Genomic DNA, 21,344 nt, shown 5'->3' with positions numbered 1-21,344 from the left:
ATGATGAATCCCCACCTGTTGCCCGCGACGACCCATTCCTACCTCGCGCTGGCTGCCGAGTCGTTGCAGGAGTCGATCACTGCCCGCGACGTGCCCACCCGCTATGCCTGCGCCCATGTCGCGGCACTGCGGGCGGCGGCCGCCCTGCTGGCCGCCCGGGCCAAGCCCACGGCTCGGCGCGGTCGCCAGAAGAACGCCTGGGTGCTGCTGGCCGAGCTCGCCCCCGAGCTCGCCGAGTGGGCCCGGTTCTTCGCGGCCGGCGCCGGCAAGCGAGCGGCTGCCGAGTCCGGCTCGACTCGGGCCGTCAGCGAGCGCGAGGCCGACGACCTGGTCCGTGACGCGGACCGGTTCCTGGCCGTGATCGAGTCGGCGCTGGGCCTGGTGCCCCATGCCCATCTCGACCAACGTCTCGTCGCAGCTGGTCAGATGGCCGGTCAGTCCGGTGTCGCCTGACCCGTTCGTCCATCTCCATGTGGCCTCGGGCTACTCCCTGCAATACGGGGCATCCCACCCGCAGACCCTCGTCGAGCGCGCCGTCGAGCAGGAGATGGACACGCTCGCCCTCACCGATCGCGACGGCACGTACGGCGCGGTGAAGTTCGCCCAGGCCTGCGCGCGGGCCGGCATCCGGCCGGTCCTGGGGGTGGACCTGGCCGTGGCGCCGGTGACCTGGCCGGGCACGCCCTCCTCGCGGGGGGAGGCTGCGCGCACCCCGGTCCGCGGCGGCGCCCACCGCGACCTGCCGGCCCATCGGGGCGGGCTGCCCCGGGTGACGTTCCTGGCGACCGGCAAGGCGGGCTGGGCGGCGATCTGCCGGATGGTCTCGACCACCCACCTCACCGGTGAGCGCGGCCGGCCGGTGGCGACCCTGGAGTCGCTGGCGCCCCACCTCATGGGCGGCGACGTGATGGTGCTGCTCGGTCCTGCCTCCGAGCCGGGCGTGGCGGCGAGGCGCCGGCGCGACGACCTCGCGCTGGCGGCGCTGGCGCCGTGGCAGGCCGTCGTGCCCCGCGACAACTTGGTCGTCGAGCTGGTCTCGCACCGCCTTCCCGACAGCTCCGCCCACGCCGCCCGGATGGCCCGGGTCGCCCGGCAGGCCGGGCTGGGCACGGTGCTGACCAACGCGGTGCGCTATGCCGACCGCCTCGACGCCCCGACCGTCGACGTGCTCGACGCGGCGCGACGACTCGTCGCCCTGGACCGGCGCCATGTCGATCGCGGCAACGCCGAGGGCTTCTTGAAGTCCGGCAAGCAGATGCAGGAGGTGGCCGAGGAGATCTGCCGGCTGTCCGGCCTCGCCCACGACACCGAGGGGGCGGCTCGCCAGCTGCTGGCCCACACCCGGGCCGTGGCCGACCGCTGCGCCCTCGACCCGCGCGCCGACCTGGGCATCGGCGAGGTGCACTTCCCCGAGTTCCGGCTCAGCGGGTCGGGCACCAGCGCCGACGGGATGCTGCGCGCCCGCTGCGAGGGCGCCATCGGCAGCCGCTACGGCTCGGCGCCGCGCCAGCGCATCTGGAAGCGCCTCGACGACGAGCTCGAGATGATCCGTGGGCTGGGCTATGCCTCCTACTTCCTCACCGTCGCCGACATCACCGACCTGATCGGCGAGATGGGCATCCGCCGGGCCGCCCGCGGCTCGGGCGCCGGCAGCCTGGTCAACTACCTCCTCGGCGTCTCCGGCGTCGATCCCATCCGCCACGGCCTGCTGATGGAGCGCTTCCTCTCGCCGCTGCGGGCCTCCTTGCCCGACATCGACGTCGACGTGGAGTCGGCGCGACGCCTCGAGGTCTACGAGGCGATCCTCGACAAGTACGGCGGGGAGCGCTGTGTCTGCGTCTCGATGATGGACACCTACCGCGTCCGCCATGCCGTCCGCGACGTCGGTGCCGCCCTGGGCATGCCGCCCGGCGAGATCGACGCGATCGCCAAGGCGTTTCCCCACATCCGTGCGCGCGACGCCCGGGTCGCGTTGCGCGAGCTGCCCGAGCTGCGGGCCAGCGGTCTGGGCGAGGACCGGCTCGATCTCATGTTCCGGCTCGTCGAGCGCCTCGACGGGCTGCCCCGGCACATCGCCGTACACCCCTGTGGAGTGCTGCTCTCCGACATCACCCTGCTCGACCGCACCCCGGTCGAGGCGTCCTATGCCGGGTTCCCGATGAGCCAGTTCGACAAGGACGACGTGGAGGCGCTCGGGCTGCTCAAGCTCGACGTGCTCGGCATCCGCATGCAGTCGGCGATGGCCCATGCGGTGGCCGAGATCAGCCGCGTCGACGACGTGCAGTTGGACCTCGACGACGAGGCACAGGTGCCCTTCGACGACGAGACGACCTTCACGATGATCAGCGAGGCCAAGACCCTCGGCGTCTTCCAGATCGAGTCGCCCGGCCAGCGCGAGCTCGTCGGCAAGTCCGGCATCGACTCCTTCGACGACATCATCACCGACATCTCGCTGTTCCGGCCCGGCCCGGTCAAGAGCGACATGATCACCCCCTACCTCGAGGCCAAGCAGGGCTGGAAGACCGTCCACTACATCCACGACGACCTACGACCGATCCTCGAGCAGACCCAGGGCGTGGTGGTCTTCCACGAGCAGGTCATCGAGATGATCGCGCTGCTCACCGGCGTCTCCTACGCCGAGGCCGACGAGAAGCGGCGCGCCCTCGGCGACGTCGAGGGGATGGCGCAGACGAAGGTCTGGTTCTTCCCGCGCGCGCTCGGTCGCGGCTATGCCCTGCCCCTGGTGGAGCGGATCTGGAAGGTGCTCGAGGCCTTCGCCTCCTTCGGCTTCTGCAAGGCCCATGCCGCGGCCTTCGCGCTGCCGACCTATCAGTCGGCCTGGCTCAAGGCCCACTGGCCGGCCCACTTCCTCGCCGGCGTGCTCACCCACGACCCGGGGATGTATCCCAAGCGGCTGATCCTCGACGACGCCCGGCAGTTCGGGATCGGCGTGCACGGGCTCGACGTCAACGCCTCCGCCGCCAACTACGTCGTGGAGCGGACCGACGACGAGGGCTATGCGATCCGGCTGGCGCTGGCCGAGGTCAAGGGCATCAGCGGCGCCGAGGTGACCCGCATCGTCGCCGCCCGGCGCGACGCCCCCTACGTCTCGCTGTCCGACTTCTTCCAGCGCGCCCAGACCTCACGCCCGGTGCTGGAGCGACTGGTCCTGGCCGGCGGGTTCGACGCGGTCTACGACATCGGCGACAGCGAGCAGACCGTCCGGCCGCGCGGCCGGCTCACCCGCCGCGACCTCCTGCTCCAGATCGCCGAGCTCGACCTGCACGCCCGCGCCGTCGACCGCGCCGCGCGTGGTCGGGGTAGGGGGTTGTCGCGGACCACCGGCCTGGCCCCGGCTCGTGCGACCGTGCGCGCCGACGAGGCGGCCGGTCGCAACAGCACCGACCCGACGACCCGCGAGCAGGCGCCCACCCTGGAGCGACACCCGCTGGCCGACTCCGGGGTGTGGGCCAGGGCCGCCGCCCAGTCCAGGGCCACGGCCGCGCCGCGCCCGATCGAGTCGGTGCAGCTCACCTTGAGCCTCGGCGACGAACCCGGCTCCGGTGGCGAGGTGGCGACCGGGCTGCCGGAGATGACCACCGACGAACGGATGCGCGCCGAGCTGGAGATCCTCGGGCTCGACGTCACCCAGCACGTCGTGACCCCCTACTCCGACTTCCTCGACGCGCTCGGCACCACCCGCAGCAAGGACCTCCTCATGCGCCGCAGCCGCTCCGAGCTGCTGGTCGCGGGCGTGAAGGTCGCGACCCAGACACCCCCGATCCGCTCCGGGCGCCGCGTCATCTTCCTGACCCTCGACGACAGCACCGGCCCGGTCGACTGCACGTTCTTCGAGGATGCGCAGGGCCCGTACGCCGCCACGGTCTTCCACTCCTGGCTGCTGGTCGTGCGCGGCGAGCTGCGACGCACCGGTCGCAGAGGGGTGTCCCTGCGCGCCACCGGCGCCTGGGAGCTGCCCGCCCTGCACGCCATCTGGCAGCGCGCCCGCACCCGCGAGGACGCGATCGCCGCGGTCCAGGCTGAGCTCGCCCGGGTGCCCGAGGGCTACACCCGGGCCGACGAACCCGAGCGTCGCCGGGTGCTGGTGCACTCCAGCGGCTTCCAGATGTCGCCCTACTCCGACATCTCGCCGGCCGGGGAGTCCAGCAAGGACGTCGCGCGGAAGTTGTGGCACCGCAGCCCGGGGAGTCCCGGATGACCCGCCTCGCCCCACTAGGGTTGTCCTCATGTCAGCCAGTGAGCGCCGCCAGTCCGTCCGCACCGGCGTGGTGTGGGCGGCCGTGCAGGCACTGCTCGGCGACACCGACGCAGGGCCTGCTCGCATCGTCGACGTCGGTGGCGGCACCGGCGGCTTCGCCGTACCCCTTGCCCAGCTCGGGCACCGGGTCGAGGTCATCGACCCCAGCCCCGACGCGCTCGCCGCGCTCGACCGGCGAGCCCGCGAGGCCGGCGTCGCCGACCAGGTCACCGGCCAGCAGGGCGACCTCGCCGACCTCGCCACCTTGGTCGACGAGGCCGACCTGGTGCTGTGCCACGGCGTGCTCGACGTCGTCGACGACCCCGCCGCCGCGTTGGCGACCATCGCCTCGGTGCTGCGTCCCGGCGGACACCTCAGCCTGCTCGTCGCCCAGCGGCACGCCGCCGTCGTGGCGCGCGCCATGGCCGGCCACTTCCAGGCTGCCCGCGACCTGCTCGACGACCCGACGGCGGGCGCGCGGGGCGGTCACCGCTTCACCGCCGAGGAGCTCGCACCGATGCTCACCGCGGCCGACCTGTCGACCATCACGGTCCACGGTGTCCGGGTCTTCGCCGACCTCGTGCCCGGTTCGCTGCTCGACCTCGAGCCCGGCGCCTCCGCCGCGCTGGTCGAGCTCGAAGCCGCCGTCTCCACACGGGCCGAGTTCCTCCCGCTCGCGACCCAGCTGCACGTGCTCGCCCAGCGCTGACCCAGCCCCACCGCCGTGCGCCAGCGGTGACTCGCACACCGCTCGGCCGGGGACCGGGGTGTCCCCGTGCTGACGACGACCCCGATCCTGCACGTCGACATGGACGCGTTCTACGCCTCCGTCGCGACCCGCGAACGTCCCGAGCTGGCCGACGTGCCGGTGATCGTCGGCGGCGGCAGCCGCGGGGTGGTGCTCTCGGCCAACTACCTCGCCCGGGCGTACGGCGTCCGCTCGGCGTTGCCGATGACGCGGGCCCGGCGGCTGTGTCCGAGCGCGGTGGTGATCCCACCCGACTTCGAGACCTTCGCGAGCGTCTCGGCCTCGGTGCTGGAGAACTTCCGCCGCGTCACCCCGCTGGTCGAGGTGGTCTCCCTCGACGAGGCCTTCCTCGACGTACGCGGCTCGACCCGACGGCTGGGGTCGCCGGTGGAGATCGCCGAGCACCTGCGAGCTGTGGTCCACGACGAGCAGGGCATCACCTGCTCGGTCGGGGTGGCCGCATCGGTCTCGGTGGCCAAGCTGGCCAGTCGCCGGGCCAAGCCCGACGGCGTGGTGGTGGTGCCGCCCTCCCGGGTGACGGCCTTCCTGCACCCGCTCGACGTCGGCGAGCTGTGGGGAGTGGGGGAGAAGACCCAGGCGATGTTGCACAGGCTGGGACTGATGACGATCGGCGACGTCGCCAACACCCCGGTGCGCACCCTCCAGCGGGCCGTCGGCCACCACCTCGGCGCGCAGCTGCACGAGCTGGCATGGGGCACCGACCGACGGGCGATCACCCCGAAGGCGGGACCGCTGGAGCCGGAGCGGTCGATGGGCGCCGACGAGACCTTCGCCCGCGACACCGACGACCGGGAGGTGATCGGGCGCGAGCTGCTCCGGCTCTCGCACCGCGTCACCGGCCGGATGCGCACCGCCGGCGTGGCCGGACGGACCGTCACCATCAAGATCCGCTTCGCCGACTTCACCACCATCACCCGTTCGCGCACTCTGCCGGAGGCCACCGACGTGACGGTGGAGATCCATCGCACTGCCATCCAGCTCTATGACGCGCTCGGTCTCCAGCGGGCCCGGCTGCGGCTGGTGGGGGTGCGCGTGGAGGGGCTGGTCCCGCGCGCGAGCGTGCAACGACAGCTCGTCCTGGGCGAGCCGGAGCACGGCTGGGCCGAGGCAGATCGCGCTGTCGACCGGGCTGCTCGGCGCTTCGGATCGGCCGCGGTGAGACCCGCGAGCCTCCTGCGATCCACCTGAGAGGGTGAATTTTCCAGAGGCGCTACCTCCGCCGCCCAACCCGTGCCTAGACTTGGACCGTGCCCCTGTCCGAGGAAGAACTGCGACTGCTCGAGCAGATGGAGCGTGCCCTGGTCGAGGAGGACCCCAAGCTCGCCTCCACGCTCCGAGGCACCACCATGCAACGGGTGGCTCGCCGCCGCGCGATCATCGCCGGTGTGGTGTTCGCCCTCGGCATGGCAGCCCTCACCACGGGCGTGCTGGCCAGCCAGCCGATCGTCGGCATCGTCGGCTTCGTGGTCATGCTCGCGGCGGCCACCATCGGCGTGACCGCCCTGCGCAATCCGGCCATGCTCCAGCAGCCGATGCGCGAGACGCGGCACGAGGGCTTCGGCGTCGTCGACGGCGGTCGGGCACACCGGCCCAAGCTGCGCGGCCTGCGCCGCCACCACTCCTCGAGCTCGTCCGGGTCGTTCATGGACCGGATGGAAGAGCGCTGGCGGCACCGCCGCGAGCAGGGTTTCTAGACCTCAGCCCCGCACCGAGTCACTCGTCTCGCGAGTGACCACTTCCCGCGCCGGGACGTACGGCGAGGGCCGCAACGACCTCGGCAGCACCCTCGACCGGCGGCGCACCCGGGGCCCGACCCCGCGGTCGAGCGCCTCCTCGATCGTGCGCACGTCGAGCATGGCCTGTTCGGCGTCGACCGAGGCGCCGGAGCGGGAGTAGCGCGCGCGCTCGACCTGCTCGACCAGCCGGTCGAGGGCGCGCACGGCGTCCGGGGCGTGCTCGGCTCCGTGCCGAGGCCGATCCAGGCTCTCGTCGCCGTCGGCGGAGCCGAACCAGCCGGCCAGCCAGGCGGCGGTGGCCCGGGGCGATCGCCCGTGCGGCCAGCCGTGGCCGAGGTCGACCGCGTGGTCGCGCAGCTCCGCCCAGAGGGCCTCGATGTCGCCCAGCAAGCGGCGCTCGCGCCGACGGCGGCGTACGAACGACGGCAGCAGGACCAGCGCAGCGACCAGGAGCAGCGCCAGCGTCACCAGCACGACGCCCAGCCACGGGAACGTCGATCCGTCGCCCTCGGTGGCACCGGCGTCGGGGTCGGCGGTCTCGCCGCGCGTCGGCACCTCGTCGACCGGACCGCGGGCGCTCGGCGACGGGCTGGACGTCACCGGTGCCAGGTCGGCGCTGGTGTAGGCCGGGACGGTCTCGGCGCGGACGCTCGGAGTGGGTTCGAAGCGCACCCAGCCGGCGCCCGGGAAGAACAGCTCGGGCCAGGCGTGCAGGTCGTGCGCCCAGAACTCGTACTGGTTGGGACCGGCGGGCCGCGAGTTCAAGAAGCCCACGGCCACCCGCGCGGGGATGCCGATGATGCGGGCCATGATCGCCATGGACGCGGCGAACTGCTCGCAGTAGCCGACCCGGCCGGACTCGGCCAGGAACGCGCTCAGGCTGCCGGGATCGTCGTCGACGTTGGCGGTGCTGTACTCGAAGCCCCCGTCCTCGCGGAACCACTGCTGCAGGGCCCGGGCCTTGCGGAACCGGGTCGCCTCGTCGGCGGTGACCGCGGCCGCCAGGCTGCGGATCTCACCGGAGACCGAGCCGGGCACCTCGAGATAGGCCGAGCGCACCGCGGCGCCGCCCGACACGGAGTTGTCCATGAGCTCGGGGTCCGGGACCACCTCGACGCCGGAGAACTCATAGCTCAGGTCGGCGGTGGTGACGCCCTTGTCGGTGCTCATGAAGTCCATCGTCGACCGGTCGTAGCGCCAGTCGCCGAGCACGCTCATCTGCGAGACCTGCGGGGTGGTGGGCAACCACTCCGAGTCGAAGTCGCTGGTGACCTCGACGCGATATCGCGCCTGCGTGCGGTTCGTGCCCGAGGCGACGCCGAGGAGCGGCGGCATCATGCCGCGCGCGACCTGGGTCTCGGGGATGTCGCGGTCACCGGGCGTCCAGGTGTCACCGTTGAAGCGGGTCAGTACCGCCAGCCTGAAGTAGGACGGGTTCTTCTGGGAGGTGGTCACCCGCAGCAGCGGGATGTCCTCGCCGCGGTTGAGGTCGCGGCGCAGGTCGACCATCGGATCGGCCACCTCGATCTGTCGGGTGCCGGGGCCACTGCCCTCGAACAGCGTGACATCGAGCGTCGGCACCAGGATCGGTAGTGCCAGCGCCAGCGACGTTGCGGTCGCGCCGATGGCCACGGCAGAGCCGCGTACGGCGCCGGTGCGGACCCCGAAGGCGCTGGGGTCGGCGTCCTCGTCGTCGGCGTTGCCGGTCATCCCGCGGCCCCAGCGCTCGACCTGCTCGGCGTGCACGAGGTAGAGCATGCTGAGGAAGCCGATGGCCATCGCGACGAAGGCGAACCAGGAGGCGCCGTTGCCGGTGATCGAGACCGGCACGCTGTAGACGGTCAGGAGCGCGAGCCCGGCCAGCGGGATCCGGCGCAGGGCACCGGCGAGCAGGTCGACCACGATGAACGCGACGACACCGGCGCTCAGCACGATGGCGGTGATGGGGGGCGCCCCGACGGGGATCGGTGCCCTGAACGCCTGGGCCGACGCGATCGCGTCGGAGAAGGCGGTGAGGAACTCGTCGAGCGTCGTCGGCGTCGGCAGCATCGACCCGGTGACCGTGCCGAGCACGAACATCGCGCCCACCACGACCTGCACGACGAGCACGACCACGACCGGGAGGCGCAGCCAGCGCCCGAGCCCGCCGAGGACGGCGATCAGTGCACCGATGAAGAACAGGGGGACGCTGGCCCTGGCCGAGGCCGTCGTGAACGTGCCCCACGAGAGCAGGGTGAACCACGTGGTCGCCGCTGCGACCCCGGCCAGGCCGAGGGTGCGGTTGAGCGGGGTGCGCCGCCGACTCATCCGGGTGGTCATGACTGGACCTTCTGCCGGTTGCTGAGTCGTCCGAGCTCTTGCCAGACGACCTCGAGGTGGTCGCGTGGTCGCAGGGTGACGGCTCGCCACCCGGTGCTGGCCAGGGCTTCCGAGGTCGTCGCCGTGCCGGACGGGGAGAGGTGTGGCGCCCAGGCGTCGACGTCGAGGGCGATGGCCGCGGAGGTGGCGGCGTGGTGCCGCAGCCGCTTGAGGAAGCGGCCGTCGTTGTCGGAGATGGCGCCGAGCACGGCGATGAGCAGGCCGCCGTGGGCGGGCTCCGCGAGCCACGCGGTGTCGAGCTGGGGCGAGTGCTCGACCTGGACGACGGCCAGCGCCTCCAGCAGGGGAGCGGTGTTGACCGCCGCCGAGCGCGAGTGCCACGCGGTGCCGGGTTCCTCTCCCGTCGCCGTGACGAGGCGTACGGCGTAGCCCCGCTGGCTCAGGTGCACCGCGACCGACGCCGCGGCGGACACAGCGGCCTCGAGCGACGAGGCGACGCCCTGGCCGCGGTGGGAGACCAACCGGTTGTCGAGGAACACGGTGGCCCGCGACTGCCAGGGCTGCTCCTCGCGCCGGACCATCAGCTCGCCGACGCGCGCCGAGCTGCGCCAGTGCACGCGCCGCAGGTCGTCGCCGCGTCGGTACTCGCGGACAGTGACGTCCTCCGCGCTGCCGATGGCGAAGGCACGGGGCCGGTTGTCGCCTGATCCGGTCCAGGCCCCGCCGAGCGGGATGCCGGGCAGCGCGACGGTGCGCGGGGTGACGGTCAGCGGAGCGGTGGTGTGGAAGGCGCGGCCGAGCTCGACCAGGCCGAAGGGATCGGTGACGCGCACGGACATCGGGCCGATGTGGAACTGGCCGCGGACGTCGGAGCGGACCTGGTAGGTCACGTGGCGGCGCCAGCCGTGGCCGATGCCCTCGAGCACGAAGCGCGGGCGGGTGCCGAGGACGTAGGGCAGGTGGTCCTCGAGCAGCAGCACCCCGGTGGGCGTGCGGGCCTCGTTGGTGAGGGTGAGCTGCACCCGCGCGGACTGGCCGGCGGCGACGAGCTGGGGGGAGACGGTGCGGGTCAGCGCGAGGCGGTAGCGCGAACGGCCGATCCACAGCGCGGCGAGGAGCGGGAGCGCCACCACCAGGACGCCGATGCGGACCAGGGGCGTCTGGCCGACGATGATCGCGCAGACGATCGTGGTCACTCCGGCGGCCAGGAACACCCGCCCACGGACGGTCAGGCCGGCGAGGGCCTCACGCACGGCCGGATTCGGGGACCGGCACCCCGGCCAGGATGCCGTCCAGGATGGTGGTGCTCGCGCGTCCGCTCATGGCGGACTCGACACTGGGCAGCAGGCGGTGGGCGAGCACGGGTCGCGCGAGACCGTGGACGTCGTCGGGGAGCACGTAGTCACGACCCGCCATGGCGGCCACGGCCTTCGCCGCGCGCACGAGGTGCAGCGTCGCTCGGGGAGAGGCACCGAGGTGGAGCTCGGTGGAGTTGCGGGTGGCGGTGGTCAGGGCGACGGCATAGCGCTGCACGGCCGAGGAGACGTGCACCTGCCCGACGATCTCGGTCAGCTTGCGGATCTCGCCGGCGTCGGTCACGGGCTCGAGGTCGTCGAGGGGGTTGGCCGTGGTGTGCGAGTCGAGCATGGCGATCTCGGCGGCCTCGACGGGGTAGCCGACCGACACCCGCGCCATGAAGCGGTCGCGCTGTGCCTCGGGGAGGGCGTAGGTGCCCTCCATCTCGATCGGGTTCTGGGTGGCGATCACCATGAACGGCTTCTCGAGCATGTAGGTCGTGTTGTCGACGGTGACCTGGCGCTCCTCCATGCACTCCAGCAGCGCTGACTGCGTCTTGGGGGAGGCGCGGTTGATCTCGTCGCCGACCACGATGTTGGCGAAGACGCCGCCGGGCCGGAACTCGAACTCGCGGGTGTTCTGGTTGAAGACCGAGACGCCCGTGACGTCGGAGGGCAACAGGTCGGGCGTGAACTGGATGCGGCGCACCGTGGAGTCGATGCTGCGCGCCAGGGCCTTGGCCAGCTGGGTCTTGCCGACACCGGGGACGTCCTCGATCAGGAGGTGACCCTCCGCGAGCAGCACCACGACCGCTGCCGACACCACGTCGGGCTTGCCCTCGATGACGCGCTCGATGTTGGTGCGGATGCGACCGACGACGCGCGCGAGCGTCTCCAGGTCTGCCCCTTGATCCGCCTGGCCTGCGAACGACTGACTCACGTGCTGCCCACTCCCTCGTCCCGACCCGATTGACGGGTGCTGCGACCACCGTATGACGTGCCCGCAAGTGATCGGTCGCACTTCCCCACCTTTCCCTCCATTTTCCACCACCGCGTCGCGCCGATCTCCTCCACCGGCGCTCCACCGGGGCTCCAGGGCCCGGTTTTCCGCGGTACGCCGCGCCGTACCGCCGACAGGCAGGCCCCCGAAAACGGCGCGAACGGGGCGGGAAACGCCCGGAACATGGTTGACGGTGGAGCGTTGTGGGGTAAGGTGGAGCGAAGTGGGGGACAGGGTCGTTCTCGCACATCGAGCAGGGGAGGTGCCGGATGTTCTTCGGCACCTACACGCCCAAGCTCGATGAGAAGGGCCGGCTGTTCCTCCCCGCGAAGTTCAGGGACCAGCTCACGGAGGGACTCGTCGTGACCAGAGGGCAGGAGCGCTGCTTGACGGTCTGGTCGATGGAGGACTTCCAAGGATTGACCGACCGGCTCCGCGAGGCGCCGGTGACCAACAAGGGCACTCGTGACTACGTCCGCATGCTGTTCGCCGCGGCCTCCCAGGAGGTCCCCGACAAGCAGGGGCGCATCTCGATCCCCGGGTCGCTACGTGAATACGCATCTCTCACCAAGGACGTCGTCGTCATCGGCTCGATGAACCGCATCGAGATCTGGGACCCGACGGCATGGACGGCCTACTCCGAGGAGCAGGAGCAGAAGTTCTCCGAGCTCAGCGACGAGGTCTTCCCCGGCATCTAGCAGCACCAGCCAGACAACAGAACAACTGACGTGGTCCGCAGCACCCGGTCTCGTGTCCGCTCCCTCTCGTCTTCTGACTCACCTTCCCCGGTGTCAGACGGCACTTCCCTGGGGGAGCGGGCAGGGACCAGGTCCGGCGGCCCAGTCAGTCCAGCCAGACAGTCAGCGCCAGCACCAACAACCAACGTGGGGTCGAGATCATGAGCAGCACCGCAGTCACTCGCAGCCCGGGCGGGATGGCCGGCCGGCCACCGCGCGTGCGCGAGCAGGCTCGCGACGCTGTCAGCCTGATGGTCTTCTCGGCCGCCACCTCGGCGGGACTCACCGTGGCGCTCTTCGTCCTCATGCACGTGGGTCGGTAGGCGGAACCGATGAGCACCCCCCAACACGCCCCGGTCATGCTCGACCGGGTCGTTGCTCTTCTGGCGCCCGCACTCGCCCACGAGGGCTCCGTGATGATCGACTGCACCCTCGGCCTCGGTGGTCACACCGAAGCCGTCCTCCAGCAGTGCGAGACGGCCCGGGTCATCGGCATCGACCGCGACACCGCCGCCCTCGAGCTGGCCGGCGAGCGGCTCCGCCCGTTCGGCGACCGCTTCATCGGCGTACACGCCGTCTATGACGAGATCGCCGACGTCGTGCGCGACCAGGGCCTCGACCACGTCGACGCGGTCCTCTTCGACCTGGGCGTCTCCTCCATGCAGCTCGACGTCCGCGAGCGCGGTTTCGCCTACGCCGTCGACGCGCCGCTCGACATGAGGATGGACGGCACCACCGGACCCACGGCGGCCGACGTGCTCAACACCTACTCCGCGGCCGACCTGACCCGCGTGCTGCGCGACTACGGCGAGGAGAAGTTCGCCAAGAAGATCGCGTACGCGGTCGTGCGCCAGCGCGAGACCGAGCCGTTCACCACCAGCGCCCGCCTCGTCGAGCTGCTCTATGCCGAGATCCCGGCACCCGCGCGCCGTAGCGGGGGACACCCGGCCAAGCGCACCTTTCAGGCCCTGCGCATGGAGGTCAACGACGAGCTGGCCGTGCTCCGCCGCGCGATGCCCGCCGCCATCGACGCGATCGGCGTGGGCGGGCGCGTGGTGGTCGAGTCCTACCACTCGCTCGAGGACCGGCTCGTCAAGCGCGCGTTCACCGCGGTGACGCGCCTCGACGTCCCCGAGGACCTGCCCTTCCTGCCCGAGGGCAGCGAGCCGCTGCTGCGCCTGGTCACCCGTGGCGCGGAGGTCGCCGACGAGCAGGAGATCGAGCAGAACCCGCGCGCCGCCTCCGTCCGGCTGCGCGCTGTCGAACGAGTCCGCCCATCCCTTCCCCAGACCCGGCCCAGCCGAGGAGCCACCCGATGAGCAGTCCCGCCGTCCAGATCCGCAACCGTGTTCCGCGCATCGCCACCGCCGCCGTCGAGAGGGCCCGCCTCTCCGTCGTCCCCCGCGCGCGGACCCGCGCGCCCAAGGTGCCGTTCGTGACCCTGGTGACGCTGATCTTGATCAGTGGCGTCGTCGGCCTGCTGCTGTTCAACACCTCGATGCAGCAGTCGTCCTTCGCGGCGACCTCGCTCGAGGAGCAGGCGACCACGCTGGCGGCGCGCGAGCAGACGTTGAAGATGGAGCTCGAGGACCTGCGCAACCCGGACCGGGTCGCGAACCAGGCGCAGGAGATGGGCATGGTCGTGCCGGCCGCGCCCACCTTCCTCACCCTCGACGGCACGGTCCTCGGCGAGAGGGTGCCGGCGCTGCCGGAGGACAAGCTCGACCTGACCCCGCCCGCGCCGATCAAGCCGCAGGTCCTCGACCCGGCCCCGACGATCGTGAAGGTCACTGCCGAGCCGACCCCACTCGACGCCACGAAGACGCAGGCCCGCAAGCGCCGCTGACGGCGCGGCACCCGGCGCGAGGGCGCCGGTGCCACCTAGTTTTGTGCTCACCACTCTGGACGGAGTTACGTTGCCTCACGAGACGACCAGCGAGAAGCGGCTGCGTCCTCAGGACGCGCGTCGCGGTGCTCCGCACTTCCGGCTCAGGTTCGGCCTGATCGTGATCGCGATCGTGCTGTCGTTCTTCGGTGCGCGGCTCGTCCAGCTGCAGGGCATCGATCCCAACTCGTACGCCGCCATGGCGGCCGCCGAGAGCGTCGTGGAGGTCACCCTGCCGGCCGAGAGGGGCGACATCCTCGACCGCAACGGACTCCCGCTGGCCGACTCGATCCACGGTAAGATGGTCGTGGCCGACCCCTTCATGACCGCCGACGACGCCCCGGCCCTCGCGACCGTGCTCTCGCAGCGGCTCGACGTCGACTACTTCAAGACCCTCACCCGCCTGCGCGAGGAAGGCAGCCGCTTCGAGTACATCGCGCGCCGGGTGCCGAGCACGCTCGCCGGCGACGTCCTCAGCGAGCTGGACGAGGCCGGCTACGAGGGCATCACCCTGCGTGACGACCCGATCCGCGACTATCCCGCCGACGACGTGGCGGCCAACCTGCTCGGCTTCATGGGCACCGACGAGGCCCTCGGCGGCCTCGAGCGCACCTTCGACGCCCAGCTCTCCGGCACCGACGGCACTGCCCGCTTCCAGACCGGCGGCGGCAACCGGATCCCGCTGGGGGAGAACACCGTCGTCCCGGCCAAGAACGGCGCGCCGCTGACCACCACGATCGACCAGGACCTGCAGTGGTTCACCCAGCGGGTGCTCACCCAGACGCTGCGGCAGTACAGGGCGAAGAGCGGTGTCGCCATCGTCCAGGACTCCCGCACCGGCGAGGTGATGGCCCTGGCCGACGCCCCGACCTTCAACGCCAACAAGCCGCTGGAGGCGGACGAGGACGACCTCGGCTCGCGCGCGATCAACGACGCCTACGAGCCCGGCTCGGTGCAGAAGGTGCTGACTGCCGCGTCGCTGATCGACGCCGGCAAGGTCACCCCCCGCACCAAGCTCCGGATCCCACCGAACCTGCCGCGCCAGGACCGGGTGATCGGCGACTGGTTCGACCACGGCAACATCCGGCTCACTCTGGCCGGTGTCATCGCCAAGTCGTCCAACATCGGCACCGTCCTCGCGGCCGACGCGTTCACGCCGGTCGACCTCGTCGGCTACCTCCAGAAGTTCGGCCTCGGCCAGCGCACCGGCATCGGCATGCGCGGGGAGTCGCCCGGCATCCTGACGCCCGGCGACGTGATGACGTCGCAGACCAAGGACCGCGTCGCCTTCGGCCAGTCGGTCTCGGTCAACGCGGTCCAGATGGCGACGGCCGTCAACACCATCGCCAACGGCGGCGTGCGGATCTCGCCCAGCATCATCCGGGGCTCCGCGACGACCGAGGACGGCACCGTCGTCGGCACCGACGTGGCGACCGAGGAGCGGGTCGTCAGCGCCCGGGCGGCGAAGCAGACCGCGCGGATGATGGAGCGCGTCGTCGACGAGGACGCCGGCGTCGCGCCGCGCGCCCAGGTCCCCGGTTACCTCGTCGCAGGCAAGACCGGCACCGCCCAGCGCGTGGACCCGGACTGCGGTTGCTACGACGGATCCACCTCCGTGTCCTTCGGCGGGTTCGCCCCCGCGGACGACCCGCGGTTCACCGTCTACGTCGTCCTCCACGACCCCCAGGTCGACGGAGGCGGTGGCTCGATCTCCGGTCCTGCCTTCTCCCGGATCATGGGATACGCGCTGAGCCGCTACCGCGTCCCCCCGACCGAGGGGAAGCCGTCGCGACTCCCCGTCGAGTGGTGACCGGGCAGCGATACCCTCCGCTCGTGGACCACCATGCGCTTTCGGGGCGCCCCTCGTCGCCGACCGCGACGCCGCTGCACGACCTCGCGGCGTGGCTCGAGACGATCACGCCCGTGCACACCGTGGGTGCGCTGGCCGCGGAGGTCACCGGCATCTCGCTGAGCACCCAACGCATCCAGTCCGGTGACGTGTACGCCGCCCTGCCGGGCGCCCGCGCGCACGGAGCCGACTTCGCCGGCACCGCCCTGGCGGCCGGTGCGGTCGCCGTGCTCACCGACCCGGCCGGCGCCGAGCTGCTGCCGGCCGGCACCGCGGCGATCGTCGTCGACCAGCCGCGACACGTGCTCGGGAAGGTGGCCGCGCGGATCTACGGCGAGCCCGCGCAGGCGATGCAGATGATCGGCGTCACCGGCACCCAGGGCAAGACGACCACGACGCGACTGCTGGAGGACGGGCTCGAGGCGGTCGGCATCACCGGCGCGGTCATCGGCACCGTCGGCACCCGCGTCGCCGGCACCGACATCAAGACCTCGCTGACGACGCCCGAGGCGCCCGACCTGCACGGCCTGTTCGCGCTGATGCGCGAGCGCGGCGTCTCGGCCTGCGCGATGGAGGTCTCCTCCCACGCGCTGGTCCTGGGCCGCGTGGACGGCGTGGTCTTCGACGTCGCGACGTTCCTCAACCTCGGCCGTGACCACCTCGACTTCCACACCGACGTCGACGACTACTTCGCGGCCAAGGCCTCGCTCTTCACCCCCGGCCGTGCCCGGCGTGGACTGACCAACCTCGATGACGAGTTCGGCCGCCTGTTGCTGGAGCGGGCCACGATCCCGATGCAGACGTTCTCGATCCGCGGTCCCGCCGACTGGCAGGCCGTCGACATCGAGCTCGCCGGCGACGGGACCTCCTTCACCGTCCTGGGACCGGACGGCCTGCGATTCCCGGCGCGGGTGCCGGTGCCGGGAGCCTTCAACGTCTCCAACACGCTGGCCGCCATCGCCTCGGCTGCGATCGCCGGCCTCGACGCCGGCCTCGTCGCCACCGGGATCGGCCAGGGCCCCGGTGTGCCGGGCCGGCTGGAGCAGGTCGATGCCGGCCAGGACTTCGTGCTGGTGGTCGACTACGCCCACAAGCCCGACGCCGTCGAGGCCGTCATCGCCACCCTGCGTCCGCTCACCGATGGCCGGGTCATCGTCGTGCTCGGCGCCGGCGGCGACCGCGATCCCGGCAAGCGGCCGATCATGGGCGCCATCGCCGCCCGGCTCGCCGACGTGCTGATCGTGACCGACGACAACCCCCGCACCGAGGACCCGGCCGCGATCCGCGCGGCCGTCCTCGCCGGCACCGGCGACGGGTCGGCCGAGGTCGTCGAGGTCGGCGACCGCCGGGCCGCGATCATCGAGGCCGTACGCCGCGCGGCACCCGGCGACGTCGTGCTGGTCGCCGGCAAGGGACACGAGACGGGCCAGGAGATCCACGGCGAGGTCCACCCCTTCGACGACCGGATCGTCGCCCGCGAGGCCGTGGCAGGGCTGGCGGCGCGATGATCACCATGACGCTGGCCGAGATCGCAGAGGTCGTCGGCGGCACGGCCCACGGTGACGCGACCGTCACGGGTGGCGCCTTCATCGACACCCGCACCCCGGAGGCCGACGGGCTGTTCGTCGCGATCGTGGGGGAGCGGGTCGACGGCCACGACTTCGCCGAGCAGGCCGTCGCCGCAGGCGCTGTCGCGGTCCTGGGCAGCCGGCCCACGAGCGTGCCGACCGTGGTGGTCGACGACGTGGTGACCGCGCTCGGCGACCTGGCGCGCCACGTGCACGACGAGCTGGCCGGCCTGACGACCTATGCGCTGACCGGCTCGCAGGGCAAGACCGGCACCAAGGACTACCTCGCGGCGATCCTCGAGGGCGACGGCCCGACCGTCGCGACCCGGGGCAACTTCAACAACGAGCTGGGCGTGCCGCTGACGGTGCTGCGCGCCGGGCCGGAGACCAAGCACCTCGTCGTGGAGATGGGGGCGCGCGGGGTCGGCCACATCGCCCAGCTGTGCCGCATCGCCCCGCCCGACGTGGCGGCGGTGATCAACGTCGGCACCGCCCACATCGGCGAGTTCGGCAGCCGCGAGGCGATCGCGCAGGCCAAGGGCGAGATCGTCGAGGCGCTCGGCGCGGAGGGCACCGCGGTGCTCAACGCCGACGACCCGCTGGTCGCCGCGATGGCCCCGCGAACCCCCGGCACGCTGGTCACCTTCGGCACCGACGCCATGGTGCGCGCCACCGAGGTCTTCACCGACGACCTCGGCCGGCCCTCCTTCGACCTGCAGTGGCAGGGGAGCGGCGCGAGCGTCCACCTCGGCCAGCTCGGCAACCACCAGATCGAGAACGCCTTGGCCGCCGCCGCGATGGCGCTGGCCAACGGGATCGACCTGGACGCCGTCGCCGACGGGCTGACCGTCGCCCGCCCGCCCTCGCGCTGGCGCATGGAGCTGCACGACCGCGTCGACGGCAGTGCTGTCATCAACGACGCCTACAACGCCAACCCCGAGTCGATGGCGGCCGCGCTGGACGTCCTGCGCGGCATCCGCCGGCAGGCCGGCCGGCGCACGATCGCCGTGCTCGGGGAGATGTTCGAGCTCGGTGACGGCGTCGTGGACGCCCACCGGCAGGTCGGCGCCGCCGCTGCCGCGGCCGAGGTCGACGTACTCCTCACCATCGGCGACATGGCGGCGCACATCGCGTCCGCGGCGACCGAGCAGGACGACTGGTCGGGTGAGGCGATTGTCACGGCGGGGCGCGCCGAGGCAGTGGCGTGGTTGCGACAGAATGTGTCGGCTGGCGACGTCGTCCTGGTGAAGGCCTCGCGAGGTGCGGCGCTGGAGCTCGTCGCCGAGGCCCTGCTCGACCAACCGTTGCACGACACACCCGCAGAAGGAGGCAGCACCAGATGAGAGCGATCCTGCTCGGTGGTGGCCTGTCCCTGCTGATCTCGCTGATCGGCACCCGTTACGCGATCGTCGTGCTCTCGCGCCGTGGCTACGGCCAGGAGATCCGCGACGACGGGCCCACGACCCACCACACGAAGCGCGGCACGCCGACCATGGGCGGCATCGTCATCATCCTGGCGACCGTCATCGGCTACTTCACGGCCAAGCTGATCACGATGCAGCTGCCGACGGCCTCGGCGATGCTGCTGATCTTCTTGTTCGTCGGCCTCGGCTTCGTCGGCTTCCTCGACGACTTCATCAAGATCAGTCGCCAGCGCAACCTGGGGCTGCGCAGTCGGGCGAAGATGATCGGGCAGACCGTGATCGCGGTGACCTTCGCCATCCTGGCGCTGTCGCCCGCGCTGGCCGACGACCGCGGCAACGCCCCCGCGTCCCACCACATCTCCTTCATCCGCGACTACGAGCGCTTCGCGCTGCCGACCGTCGTGGTGATCGTGCTCATCTGGTTCTTCGTCACCGGCTTCAGCAACGCCGTCAACCTCACCGACGGTCTCGACGGGCTGGCGACCGGGGCCAGCATCCTGGTCTTCGCCGCCTACACGCTGGTCAACATCTGGCAGAACAGCCAGTCGTGCGCGATCGGGCCCGGCGCCAAGTGCTACGAGGTGCGCGACCCGCTCGACCTCGCGGTGGTGTGTGCCGCGATCACCGGAGCCTGCTTCGGCTTCTTGTGGTGGAACGCCTCACCGGCCCAGATCTTCATGGGCGACACCGGCTCCCTCGCGCTCGGCGGCGCCCTCGCCGGCCTGGCGATCCTCACCCGCACCGAGCTCCTGCTGATCATCATCGGCGGCCTGTTCGTGGTCATCACCCTCTCGGTGATGGTGCAGGTCTCGGTCTTCAAGCTCAGTCGCGCCAGCGGACTGTTCCGCTCGGTCTTCCGGGTGCAGCCCGGCCACCGCGTCTTCCGGATCGCTCCGCTGCACCACCACTTCGAGATGCTCGGCTGGGAGCAGGTCACCGTCGTGATCCGCTTCTGGATCATCACCGGCCTGTGCGTGGCCGGCGGCCTCGGCATCTTCTACGCCGAATGGGTGGCCGGAATCGGATGACCACCCCCGACCTCGACGCCCTGGGCAGGCACACCCCCTGGGACGGCGTGCGTGCGGTGGTCGCCGGGTTCGGCGTCTCCGGCTTCGCCGCCGCTGACAACCTGCTCTTCCTCGGTGCGGACGTGACCGCGCTCGACGAGAACACCAGCGCCGAGAAGGCCGAGAAGGCCCAGCTCCTGGAGACCCTCGGCGCCCGGATCCGGCTCGAGCAGGGTGCCACCGACGTGCTCCCCGACGACGTCGACGTGCTCGTCACCTCGCCGGGCTGGAAGCCGTCGGCGCCCCTGCTCGCCCAGGCCGCGGCGCGCGACATCCCCGTCTGGGGCGAGATCGAGCTCGCCTGGCGGTTGCGCGACCCCGAGCACGCAGCTCCGTGGCTCGCCGTCACCGGCACCAACGGCAAGACCACCACCGTGCAGATGCTCGACTCGATCCTGCGCGCCGCCGGCCTGCGCAGCGCGGCCGTCGGCAACGTCGGACGCCCGGTCGTCGAGGCCGTCATGGACCCCGAGCCCTACGACGTCCTCGCGGTCGAGCTGTCCAGCTTCCAGCTCCATTACACCCGCTCGATGAGCGCCGAGTCCGCGGTCGTGCTCAACTTCGCCGAGGACCACCTCGACTGGTACGACGGCCCGCACCCCATGGCCGACTACGCCGCCGACAAGGGCCGGATCTACCACCAGGTCCAGCGCGCCGCCGTCTACAACGTGGCCGACCCGGAGACCGAGCGGCTCGTGGTCGAGGCAGACGTGGTCGAGGGCGCCCGGGCGATCGGCTTCACCCTCGGCATGCCCGGAGTCGGCATGGTCGGCGTCGTCGAGGACTTCCTGGCCGACCGAGCCTTCATCGAGCAGCGCGCCAGCAGCGCCGCCGAGCTGTGCACGATCGCCGACCTGGCGTCGCCCGCCCCCCACTTCGTCGCCAATGCCCTGGCCGCCGCCGCGCTGGCCCGTTCGCACGGGGTCTCGCAAGAGGCCGTGCGCGACGGCCTGCGCTCCTTCAAGCCCGACGGCCACCGCATCGCCCACGTCGCCGAAGGCGGCGGAGTCACCTGGGTCGACGACAGCAAGGCCACCAACCCGCACGCCGCGATGAGCTCGCTGCAGGCCTACGAGCCGGTCGTCTGGGTCGCCGGGGGACTGGCCAAGGGGGCGCACTTCGACGAGCTCGTCCAGGCGGTCCGGGGCCGGCTGCGCGGCGCCGTGCTCCTGGGCCGGGACCGTCGTGTGATCGCCGACGCGCTTTCGCGACACGCGCCCGATGTGCCCGTCATCGAGATCGACGACGGGGAGACTGGATCACCGATGGATCGCGTCGTCGACGCGGCCGCACGCCTAGCCCAGCCGGGCGACACCGTGCTGCTGGCGCCGGGATGTGCGTCCATGGACATGTTCGCCAACTACGGCGCCCGAGGTGACGAGTTCGCCGCTGCGGTGCACCGGCGGTTGACCGGAGACTGACGACGAAGGGGGAGAC

General features: G+C 71.8%; 17 protein-coding genes. 14 read left to right on the top strand and 3 right to left on the bottom strand.

The window, feature by feature from the left end:
- The 5 genes from C9J87_RS04225 (at window position 1) to C9J87_RS04205 (ending at window position 6,721) form a co-directional block, all read left to right on the top strand.
- Window positions 1–453, top strand: coding sequence for an SAV_6107 family HEPN domain-containing protein (locus C9J87_RS04225; RefSeq protein WP_232211508.1), 453 nt, complete (start codon window positions 1–3; stop codon window positions 451–453).
- Window positions 389–4,219, top strand: a complete 3,831-nt coding sequence (locus tag C9J87_RS04220) for a DNA polymerase III subunit alpha (protein WP_107704830.1) — start codon at window positions 389–391, stop codon at window positions 4,217–4,219. The genes C9J87_RS04225 and C9J87_RS04220 overlap by 65 nt, the downstream gene beginning before the upstream one ends.
- A 28-nt stretch (window positions 4,220–4,247) precedes the next feature.
- Complete coding sequence (locus tag C9J87_RS04215) at window positions 4,248–4,967, top strand: methyltransferase domain-containing protein (RefSeq protein WP_107704829.1); 720 nt, start codon at window positions 4,248–4,250, stop codon at window positions 4,965–4,967.
- A gap of 66 nt (window positions 4,968–5,033) precedes the next feature.
- Window positions 5,034–6,215 (top strand): DNA polymerase IV, encoded by a 1,182-nt coding sequence (dinB, locus tag C9J87_RS04210; RefSeq protein WP_232819826.1) that lies wholly within the window; start codon window positions 5,034–5,036, stop codon window positions 6,213–6,215.
- A 59-nt stretch (window positions 6,216–6,274) separates the two neighbouring features.
- Complete coding sequence (locus C9J87_RS04205) at window positions 6,275–6,721, top strand: DUF3040 domain-containing protein (protein WP_010833541.1); 447 nt, start codon at window positions 6,275–6,277, stop codon at window positions 6,719–6,721.
- A 3-nt stretch (window positions 6,722–6,724) separates the two neighbouring features.
- Here C9J87_RS04205 and C9J87_RS04200 read toward each other — a convergent pair whose 3' ends face one another.
- From C9J87_RS04200 to C9J87_RS04190, 3 genes are read right to left on the bottom strand one after another with little or no spacing between them, the layout of a single operon-like run.
- Window positions 6,725–9,082 (bottom strand): transglutaminase family protein, encoded by a 2,358-nt coding sequence (locus C9J87_RS04200; protein WP_107704828.1) that lies wholly within the window; start codon window positions 9,080–9,082, stop codon window positions 6,725–6,727.
- Window positions 9,079–10,335, bottom strand: coding sequence for a DUF58 domain-containing protein (locus tag C9J87_RS04195; RefSeq protein WP_010833539.1), 1,257 nt, complete (start codon window positions 10,333–10,335; stop codon window positions 9,079–9,081). Before C9J87_RS04195 ends, C9J87_RS04200 begins: the two co-directional genes overlap by 4 nt.
- Window positions 10,328–11,317, bottom strand: coding sequence for an AAA family ATPase (locus C9J87_RS04190; protein WP_198652273.1), 990 nt, complete (start codon window positions 11,315–11,317; stop codon window positions 10,328–10,330). The genes C9J87_RS04195 and C9J87_RS04190 overlap by 8 nt, the downstream gene beginning before the upstream one ends.
- 329 nt (window positions 11,318–11,646) lie before the next feature.
- On the opposite strand from C9J87_RS04190, the gene mraZ reads away from it, so the two are divergent.
- The 9 genes from mraZ (at window position 11,647) to murD (ending at window position 21,328) form a co-directional block, all read left to right on the top strand.
- A complete protein-coding gene (gene mraZ / locus C9J87_RS04185) occupies window positions 11,647–12,075 on the top strand; it encodes a division/cell wall cluster transcriptional repressor MraZ (protein WP_010833537.1) in 429 nt (142 codons plus the stop codon).
- A 200-nt stretch (window positions 12,076–12,275) separates the two neighbouring features.
- Window positions 12,276–12,437, top strand: a complete 162-nt coding sequence (locus C9J87_RS19595) for a hypothetical protein (RefSeq protein WP_156887223.1) — start codon at window positions 12,276–12,278, stop codon at window positions 12,435–12,437.
- A 9-nt stretch (window positions 12,438–12,446) separates the two neighbouring features.
- Window positions 12,447–13,433 (top strand): 16S rRNA (cytosine(1402)-N(4))-methyltransferase RsmH, encoded by a 987-nt coding sequence (rsmH, locus tag C9J87_RS04180; RefSeq protein WP_036490960.1) that lies wholly within the window; start codon window positions 12,447–12,449, stop codon window positions 13,431–13,433.
- Window positions 13,430–13,960 carry a hypothetical protein gene (locus C9J87_RS04175; protein ID WP_010833535.1) on the top strand — a complete coding sequence of 177 codons (531 nt, stop codon included), beginning with the start codon at window positions 13,430–13,432 and terminating at the stop codon, window positions 13,958–13,960. The genes rsmH and C9J87_RS04175 overlap by 4 nt, the downstream gene beginning before the upstream one ends.
- Window positions 13,961–14,030: 70 nt before the next feature.
- Window positions 14,031–15,809 carry a peptidoglycan D,D-transpeptidase FtsI family protein gene (locus C9J87_RS04170; RefSeq protein ID WP_232211507.1) on the top strand — a complete coding sequence of 593 codons (1,779 nt, stop codon included), beginning with the start codon at window positions 14,031–14,033 and terminating at the stop codon, window positions 15,807–15,809.
- Window positions 15,810–15,832: 23 nt separating this feature from the next.
- On the top strand, window positions 15,833–17,356 hold the full coding sequence (locus C9J87_RS04165; protein ID WP_232819825.1) for a UDP-N-acetylmuramoyl-L-alanyl-D-glutamate--2,6-diaminopimelate ligase: 1,524 nt from the start codon (window positions 15,833–15,835) through the stop codon (window positions 17,354–17,356).
- Complete coding sequence (locus C9J87_RS04160; protein ID WP_107704827.1) at window positions 17,353–18,759, top strand: UDP-N-acetylmuramoyl-tripeptide--D-alanyl-D-alanine ligase; 1,407 nt, start codon at window positions 17,353–17,355, stop codon at window positions 18,757–18,759. Before C9J87_RS04165 ends, C9J87_RS04160 begins: the two co-directional genes overlap by 4 nt.
- A complete protein-coding gene (gene mraY / locus C9J87_RS04155; protein WP_107704826.1) occupies window positions 18,756–19,868 on the top strand; it encodes a phospho-N-acetylmuramoyl-pentapeptide-transferase in 1,113 nt (370 codons plus the stop codon). The genes C9J87_RS04160 and mraY overlap by 4 nt, the downstream gene beginning before the upstream one ends.
- Window positions 19,865–21,328 carry a UDP-N-acetylmuramoyl-L-alanine--D-glutamate ligase gene (murD, locus tag C9J87_RS04150; protein ID WP_107704825.1) on the top strand — a complete coding sequence of 488 codons (1,464 nt, stop codon included), beginning with the start codon at window positions 19,865–19,867 and terminating at the stop codon, window positions 21,326–21,328. Before mraY ends, murD begins: the two co-directional genes overlap by 4 nt.
- Window positions 21,329–21,344 lie beyond the last annotated feature (16 nt).

The sequence above is a fragment of the Nocardioides allogilvus genome, assembly GCF_003047285.1.
Taxonomy (GTDB): Bacteria; Actinomycetota; Actinomycetes; order Propionibacteriales; family Nocardioidaceae; genus Nocardioides; species Nocardioides allogilvus.
This window is presented reverse-complemented; position numbering and strand designations above follow the sequence as displayed.